This window comes from Paenibacillus sp. P32E, assembly GCF_001909085.1.
GTDB classification, from domain to species: Bacteria; Bacillota; Bacilli; order Paenibacillales; family Paenibacillaceae; genus Paenibacillus_AQ; species Paenibacillus_AQ helianthi.
In genome coordinates, this window is sequence record NZ_LVYY01000035.1 from 321,521 (window position 1) to 328,590 (window position 7,070).

Consider the following 7,070-nt stretch of genomic DNA (forward strand, 5'->3'; position numbering starts at 1 on the left):
AGGCGGTTATACAGTCAGACTTGGCGGAAATTACTTTGCTGTTTCAGCCAATCACGGGCACTTTCAGCTTCGGCTGAGCTGAGGCGGTGACCCTGATTGCCCCAAAGCATGGTTACCTCTGCACCTGCCCCCCGCAGCAGAGATTCGAGTTCCCCGGTTTCCTCCGCGCGGATGATCGGATCATTTGTGCCTGCTCCGATGAACACCGCAACATCCTTCAAGGATGGCAGGTTCACCCCGCGCAGCGGAACCATCGGATGCAGCAGCACAGCGGAACGGAAGATACTTCCGTAGTGGAACAGCAGGCTGCCGGCGATATTTGCACCGTTGGAGTACCCTACAGCCACCAGATTGCCGGAATCAAAACCGTACTTTGCCGCTGCCTCATCCAAAAACTGCTTAACCTCATGGGTGCGGAAGATCAGGTCCTCCTCATCGAAGATGCCTTCAGCCAGCCGCCGGAAATAACGCGGCATGCCATTCTCCAGCACATTCCCCCGGATACCCAGCACCGAAGCACCAGGGGCCAGCAGTTCAGCCAGCGGCAGCAGATCCTGTTCATTGCCGCCTGTACCATGGAACAAGACTAACGTCGGCAAGCGATCATCGGTGCCTTTGCGGAAGATATGAATCATCCCTGGTTCACCCCGATTTCGCGGACTTCAAAAGGCGTCAGGTTCTCTTCGATCACCGCACGGTGCGGCTCGAACCAGGCGGGAAGCATCAGCTTCTGTCCCAGCGCATCCGGTGCTTCATCACGGGCAAAGCCTGGAGGATCGGTTGCGATCTCGAAAAGAATTCCGCCTTCCTCACGGAAGTAAATAGCGTTGAAGTACTGGCGGTCCTGCACCGGCGTCGGCTGATAGCCATGGCTCTGCACGTGACGGCCCCATTCCAGATGCTCGGCATCATCTTTGGCCCGCCATGCGATGTGATGGACCGTACCCGTGCCTCCTGCTCCGTGCGGAACCGGCGTTGCCTTCAAATCAATGATGTTGCCCAGATCGCCGGTCGATTGGTAGCGGATGTATCCGTCACCTTCAGCGATGCGCTCGAGGCCGAGTGTACGGGACAGGGTATCTGCTGTTTTTTCCGGATCTGTACTGTAGAGAACAGCTCCGCCGAACCCTTTGATGGCATGCTCAGGTGTCACACCGCCAAAGGACCATGTGCTTGGCGCCCCTTCTTCACGTTCAACAAGTTCAATCCGCAATCCGTCGAAATCAGCAAACGAGAGGTAAGACTCGCCAATCCGGCTGACTTCGGTCACCGGGATCTGATAAGCAGCCAGGCGCTGCTTCCAGAATTCCATGGAGCCTACCGGCACTGCATAAGTGGTTACACCCACCTGACCGCCGCCGATGCGGCCTTTGCGGCCCTCAGACCAGGGGAAGAACGTAATGATTGTGCCAGGCGCACCCTGTTCATTTCCGAAATAGAGGTGATATACCTCGGGAGCATCGAAATTGATGGTTTTTTTCACAAGGCGCAGTCCGAGAATTCCGGCATAGAAATCAGCATTGCGCTGTACGTCTCCAACAAAAGCAGTAATATGGTGAATACCTTGAGTTTGCATAGTCATTATAATTACCTCCTGAAATGTTATGTGCAAGAATGATGTTTCAGCGAAAATCAGTTAAAGAACAACGCGTCCAGCGAGATCGATCCCGGTCCGGCCAGTGCAACACCCACCGCAACCACCAGTAGCGTCAGAGGGAACTCGATACCATTCGCTGTGGACCAAAAGCCATTCGGAGCATGTACCTTAACAATGGCGCCCAGCATAGCTGCGGCAATCAGTACGGCAGCCAGAGGTGTCAGCAGCCCGGCTGCGAACAGCAAACCTCCGACAAGCTCCATCAGTCCGGCCAACACCGCCATCAGTACCCCAGGCTTAATCCCAATTGACTCCATCCAGCCACCGGTCCCTTTTGGACCATAGCCGCCGAACCAGCCGAACAGCTTCTGTGAACCATGCCCGATAAACGCAATCCCGATAACCAATCTCATCAACAATAAACCTACACTAACCATTTTAAACACGCTCCATTCTCTTTGTTTTAATTATCTTAACGTTAAGATATTAGGTAAAAATTTTTAGTCTTGCTGTTGTTCCTGACGAACTCTGCTTTCTTATACAATGAGGCTGTTCTCCGCTATTCCTTGGCAAGGCGTATCTGCGGCTGCACCTGTGTCAGATGCGTTATGTCTATACGCCTTTGCCAAGCTTCTTCAGCAGTTGAATGGCCTGATCCTTCTCTTCTCCATTCAGACCACCCATCATACTATGAATGGAATGGACATGACGGGGGAAAATATCATCGAACAATTCGCGTCCCGCATCTGTAATCTCTGCGTAAGTTACGCGCCGGTCGTCGCTGCAGGGAACACGCTTCAACAATCCCCTCTTCTCCAGTTTATCGATGTTATAAGTAATACTGCCGCTGGTGACAAGGATCTTCTCGCCGATCTGCTGCAATGGAATCCGGGTTCTGTGATACAGCACCTCCAGCACCATAAACTCCGCCGAAGCGAGCCCGTGGCTCTTCATATCCTTCACCGCCTGATCCATCAGGCTCTTATACGCCTTAGACAGGACAACGAACAGTTTCAGCGATGCTGCCTGATCTGCAGCCTCTCTATCGGCCGCTATGCTTAATGTCTCCTTGGAATCACTCATCCTTGTTCACCTCCCATCGCTTTTTCGTTTATCTTTAAATTAATTATCTTTAAGTTAAGATAAATATAATCCAATCCAGATCACTTGTCAACACCTTCTGCAAAAAATAAATCACCGCGGTTTGACCTGCCTCTAAAAACGGCGTATCCTTTTCCTTGGAAAAGCCGGCTGAATCCTTGGATATTGCCTCGGAGATCAGCTGCTATTGATCCGCTGAACTTATGCTTATAGTAAAGTGACTTCTTATAGAAGGAGGCTGGATGATGGAAGCATTCGATAGACAAGCTCCAGGCCCGCACGGTGAAGCAGGGCTTCTACCTGACGCTCCCCGCATCCTGATCGTGACGGCAGTCGCGGCAGAGCGGGATACCGTCCTGCGCGGCCTGAAGGGCAGCAGCAGGTTCCATGTCATCGCGGCGGGCGCCGGCACCGCCGCAGCGGCGGCTGGAACCGCCGCCGCTCTGGCAGCCGGGAACTACGGCTGCGTCATCAGCGCCGGGATCGGCGGCGGCTTCCCGGGCCGTGCGCCCGTAGGCTCGCTGGTCGTCGCCAGCGAGATGCTTGACGCGGCCCTCGGCGCAGAGACGCCGGAGGGCTTCCGCAGCGCTGCCGAGCTTGGCTTCGGCAGCGTATCCGTGCCGGCTGATAGCGGCACGGTGCAGGCTCTTGCGGCCGCGCTGGCAGCGGCCGGACTTGCGGTAAGCACGGGAATCGTGCTTACCGTGTCGACGGCGACCGGCACCGCCGGGACGGCCGCCGCTCTGGCCGCGCGCCATCCGGAGGCGGCGGCGGAAGCGATGGAAGGCCACGGGGTTGCCGTGGCCGCCCAGCGCTTCGGGATCGCGGCGCTGGAGCTGCGCGCGATCTCGAACCCGGTCGGCCCGCGTGACCGGGCCGCGTGGAAAATCCCTGAAGCGCTCGATGCGCTCGCGGCAGCAGCCGCTATACTACTGGAGGTGCTGTAATGTCAACAGAGCTGAATATAGCTTTTTCCCCTTGTCCTAATGATACTTTCGTATTTCATGCCTGGGCTCATGACTTAGTTCCGGATGCGCCCAAGCTGAATGTAACGTTTGCCGATATCGATATCACCAACGGATTGGCTGCGGATGGCACCGGACCGGAGGTGCTCAAAATCTCCTACGCTGCGCTCCCCTGGGTGCTGGAGAAGTACAAGCTGCTGCCCTGCGGCGGCGCTCTTGGCCGGGGCTGCGGCCCGCTGGTTCTGACCCGCAAGGGCGCTGGCGCTATCAAGCATCCGCGTGAACTGTCGGGACGCCGTATCGCCGTTCCCAGTGAGCGCTCGACCGCCTATCTGCTGTTCCGGCTATGGGCGGCACAGCAGGTGCCGGGCGGCCCTGCCGAGATCGTCGTCCTGCCCTTCGATGAGATCATGCCTGCGGTACGTGACGGGCAGATCGATGCGGGGCTCGTGATTCATGAAGCCCGCTTCACTTATCCGTCCTATGGCCTGAACCTGCTGACCGATCTGGGCAGCTGGTGGGAGAGCGATACCGGGCTGCCCATACCGCTTGGTGCAATTATCGCCCGCCGCGACCTGGACCATGAGGCCATTACCGGCTGGATCCGCAGCTCACTGCAGTATGCGTGGGATCACCCCACCGATTCCAGAGAATATGTGCTGGACCATGCCCAGGAGCTCTCGCCGGAGGTCGCCAAGTCGCACATTGATCTTTATGTCAATGAGTTCACGATGAACCTCGGAGACGACGGCTACGCCGCAGTTTCAGCGCTGCTAAGCCGCGCTGCCGCCGAAGGTTTAGTTCCGGCGGTTGACCCCTCACTGCTGCGGTAACGTACAGACAACATCCCTGCCGGCTCCCGGACCGCGTGTCAACGCTACGGAGCCGGCTTATTTTATAACCTGACGGCTCAAGATTCCCTTTACCCTCTGCCGGCTGTATGACTACTAATCCTATACTGCAAGCCGAGGCTTGGGTATTTGCCGGCTACAAACGATTTTTATGCTGACAATCTAGCACCCGTACCCCACACTTACACGTACACGTACACGCTCACGTTCACTGTACTCTAACATTTGTCCGGCATTAACGCTGGGAAATCAGCTTCATTTCTCTCCCTGCCATTTGGCATGGCGTCTTAGACTCCTTACAATAGAAGTATTGACCAGCACTTGCGAGGAGGTTTTTGATTATATGATCCCTGACGGCAACAGCAAGCCTAATATTGAACGGTTCCTGGGGTATCAGGACGACTACGACCGCTACCGGCCCGAAGCTCCGCCCATCGTGACCGGGCTGCTGACCAATTACCTGGGCCGCAGGCCTTCACGGGTGGCCGATGTGGGCTGTGGAACCGGGCTGTCCACCTTTCTATGGAAGGATGCCGCGGATGTCGTAACCGGAGTGGAGCCTAACCCCGATATGCTTGGCAAAGCGCTGGAGAAGCTGCATCTCCTCGGCAGCGGGGCAGAAACCCTGTCGTTTGTCCAGGGGTTCTCCAATCAGCTTCCTTTTCCGCCCTGCAGCGTAGACATTATCACCTGCTCGCAGTCGTTCCACTGGATGGACCCGGCCAGCACGCTACAGGAGATCTCCCGCTGTCTGTGTCCGGGCGGCGTATTCGCCGCTTATGATTGTGATTGGCCGCTTGCCCTGCAGCCGGATATTGAAGTTCGCTACAATCAGCTGATCGCTGCAGCAGATGATCTGCTGGCCGAGCTACAACCCGCAGCCGAACAGGCGCATAAATGGGACAAAGCAGGCCATTTAGCCAGAATAAAAGCCAGCGGTGCATTTTCTTATGCGCGGGAAATGGTGTTTCATAACATGGAGGATTGCGATGCACAGCGTTATGTCGGACTTACGCTCAGTCAAGGCGGTATCCAAACCGTGCTGAAGCTTGCTCCTGCCGCCCTAGCACAGGATATTGCGGATTTCACAGCAAAGGTGGAGCCATATTTCCAAGGCCGGACACTGCCTGTGCTGATCAGCTACCGGATGAGGATTGGGGTAAAGTAGCCGGTGTTTGCGGTGTTTGTTCTAGCCCTATCCGCTTGTTTGACCTATAATTCCTGCTTAATCTATACTTCGTGTTTGACCTATACTTTGTGCTTAACCTATACTTATTGAAGCGAGACGAAGAACGTCCCGGTTGCCCTCCAAGGGGAAGCCGGGGCGTTTTCTATTTTTCCAGGGAGAGTGAATCTATTGATATTTGAAGAAGCACATCTGCAATTTATCAAAGGACATTTGACGGACAGACCTGCGGGAGAACGGCGGGGAAGGCTGGAGAGGGGTCATCAGCACGCGGAAGCCTTATTCTTGCGCAATGTCTGGTGGCCGCTTCGGGGTAACTTTACAGGGCTTCATCCCGAATATGAGGTGACCGACTGGCGAGGAAGATCCTATTTTGCCGATTTCGCCTGGCTGCCCGGGTATGTGAAGCTGCTCATCGAAATCAAAGGCTTTGCGTCACATGTGCGTGATATGGACAGGCAGAAATACTGCAGCGAGCTCAACCGTGAAACATTTCTATACGCCATGGGCTACCATGTGATTTCTTTTGCCTATGATGATGTGGAACAACGCCCAGAACTCTGCATGACCTTGCTGCGTATGGTTCTAAGTAAATACCAACCGTCTGAAGCGCCTGTATCGCGCGTTCAGCTGATGGAGCAGGAGATCATCCGGCTGGCCGTTCAACTGGCACGTCCCATCCGCCCCTTGGATGTGGAGGAGCATTTCGATATTACCTACAAAACGGCGATTCGAATACTTCGCAGTCTGACCGAAAAAGGCTGGCTACTCCCTTCCCCGGACGCCGGGCTGCAAAGAATTGTCCGTTACGAGCTGGTACACGGGGTTCTGGAGTACTTTCATTAGTTTTATTAAGTAGTTTGATTAACGGCGGACATGGCCAACGGATGGCACGAGTTTGTGGGTTTGCGGGTTGCAGAGGTTATGTTTCGAGTAACCTACAAGCTATGTACTGTAGTCAGATGGGCCCCTTTATCCGGTTACTTGTCTCTCCAATTGCCCAGCTGCCGGTCACGTTCAATCAATGATCAACAGTGAATCGCATTTGTCCTTTAGCCAACATTCAATCTCAGAATTAGGTGGAAAAAGGAAATCTAATTTGTACATTTATTTAGTTTCAGGACGTTTATGTGGAAAAAGTAAACTTAAATAGCATCATTTTACTCGAACTTTTGATTTTCGGCTGTTTTAAGTATACTTTTTCCCACTAGCACCCCTTCAAGAGGTGGCACATGGCATTTATATGGAGAAATTCCCACTAAATTGAAAACGAAGAATCCACTGAGCGAAGTTAAAAAAATAGCCGGTAAAGGGCCGAAGTTTTCAATGGGTACGGGGTTACGGGGTTACGGGGTTACGGGGTTACGGGG

At 54.4% G+C, this 7,070-nt stretch carries 8 protein-coding genes; 4 read left to right on the top strand and 4 right to left on the bottom strand.

All coding sequences use genetic code 11. From position 1 onward, the window contains the following. Positions 1-14: 14 nt before the first annotated feature. The 4 genes from A3848_RS24220 to A3848_RS24235 all read right to left on the bottom strand — a co-directional run bounded on the left by A3848_RS24220 (position 15) and on the right by A3848_RS24235 (position 2,680). Complete coding sequence (locus tag A3848_RS24220; RefSeq protein WP_074087423.1) at positions 15-635, bottom strand: alpha/beta hydrolase; 621 nt, start codon at positions 633-635, stop codon at positions 15-17. Next, on the bottom strand, positions 632-1,582 hold the full coding sequence (locus tag A3848_RS24225) for a ring-cleaving dioxygenase (RefSeq protein WP_074087424.1): 951 nt from the start codon (positions 1,580-1,582) through the stop codon (positions 632-634). Before A3848_RS24225 ends, A3848_RS24220 begins: the two co-directional genes overlap by 4 nt. A gap of 50 nt (positions 1,583-1,632) precedes the next feature. After that, a complete protein-coding gene (locus tag A3848_RS24230) occupies positions 1,633-2,034 on the bottom strand; it encodes a DoxX family protein (RefSeq protein WP_074087425.1) in 402 nt (133 codons plus the stop codon). A 175-nt stretch (positions 2,035-2,209) separates the two neighbouring features. Then, entirely contained in the window at positions 2,210-2,680 is a 471-nt protein-coding gene (locus A3848_RS24235) for a MarR family winged helix-turn-helix transcriptional regulator (protein WP_074087426.1), read from the bottom strand. A gap of 263 nt (positions 2,681-2,943) precedes the next feature. Between A3848_RS24235 and A3848_RS24240 the strand changes: the two genes are divergently transcribed. From A3848_RS24240 to A3848_RS24255, 4 genes are all read left to right on the top strand, one after another. Next, a complete protein-coding gene (locus A3848_RS24240) occupies positions 2,944-3,645 on the top strand; it encodes a futalosine hydrolase (RefSeq protein WP_218619019.1) in 702 nt (233 codons plus the stop codon). An 11-nt stretch (positions 3,646-3,656) separates the two neighbouring features. Beyond that, a complete protein-coding gene (locus tag A3848_RS24245; RefSeq protein ID WP_074087465.1) occupies positions 3,657-4,496 on the top strand; it encodes a 1,4-dihydroxy-6-naphtoate synthase in 840 nt (279 codons plus the stop codon). A 361-nt stretch (positions 4,497-4,857) separates the two neighbouring features. Then, on the top strand, positions 4,858-5,682 hold the full coding sequence (locus A3848_RS24250) for a class I SAM-dependent methyltransferase (protein ID WP_074087427.1): 825 nt from the start codon (positions 4,858-4,860) through the stop codon (positions 5,680-5,682). Between the two features lie 189 nt (positions 5,683-5,871). Further along, complete coding sequence (locus A3848_RS24255; protein WP_074087428.1) at positions 5,872-6,546, top strand: hypothetical protein; 675 nt, start codon at positions 5,872-5,874, stop codon at positions 6,544-6,546. Positions 6,547-7,070 lie beyond the last annotated feature (524 nt).

What these genes read in the sequence shown, in the direction of transcription:
- A3848_RS24220 (WP_074087423.1), bottom strand. Translation starts at nt 635, where the DNA reads ATGATTCATATCTTCCGCAAAGGCACCGATGATCGCTTGCCGACGTTA.
- A3848_RS24240 (WP_218619019.1), top strand. Translation starts at nt 2,944, where the DNA reads ATGGAAGCATTCGATAGACAAGCTCCAGGCCCGCACGGTGAAGCAGGG.
- A3848_RS24225 (WP_074087424.1), bottom strand. Translation starts at nt 1,582, where the DNA reads ATGACTATGCAAACTCAAGGTATTCACCATATTACTGCTTTTGTTGGA.
- A3848_RS24235 (WP_074087426.1), bottom strand. Translation starts at nt 2,680, where the DNA reads ATGAGTGATTCCAAGGAGACATTAAGCATAGCGGCCGATAGAGAGGCT.
- A3848_RS24230 (WP_074087425.1), bottom strand. Translation starts at nt 2,034, where the DNA reads ATGGTTAGTGTAGGTTTATTGTTGATGAGATTGGTTATCGGGATTGCG.
- A3848_RS24250 (WP_074087427.1), top strand. Translation starts at nt 4,858, where the DNA reads ATGATCCCTGACGGCAACAGCAAGCCTAATATTGAACGGTTCCTGGGG.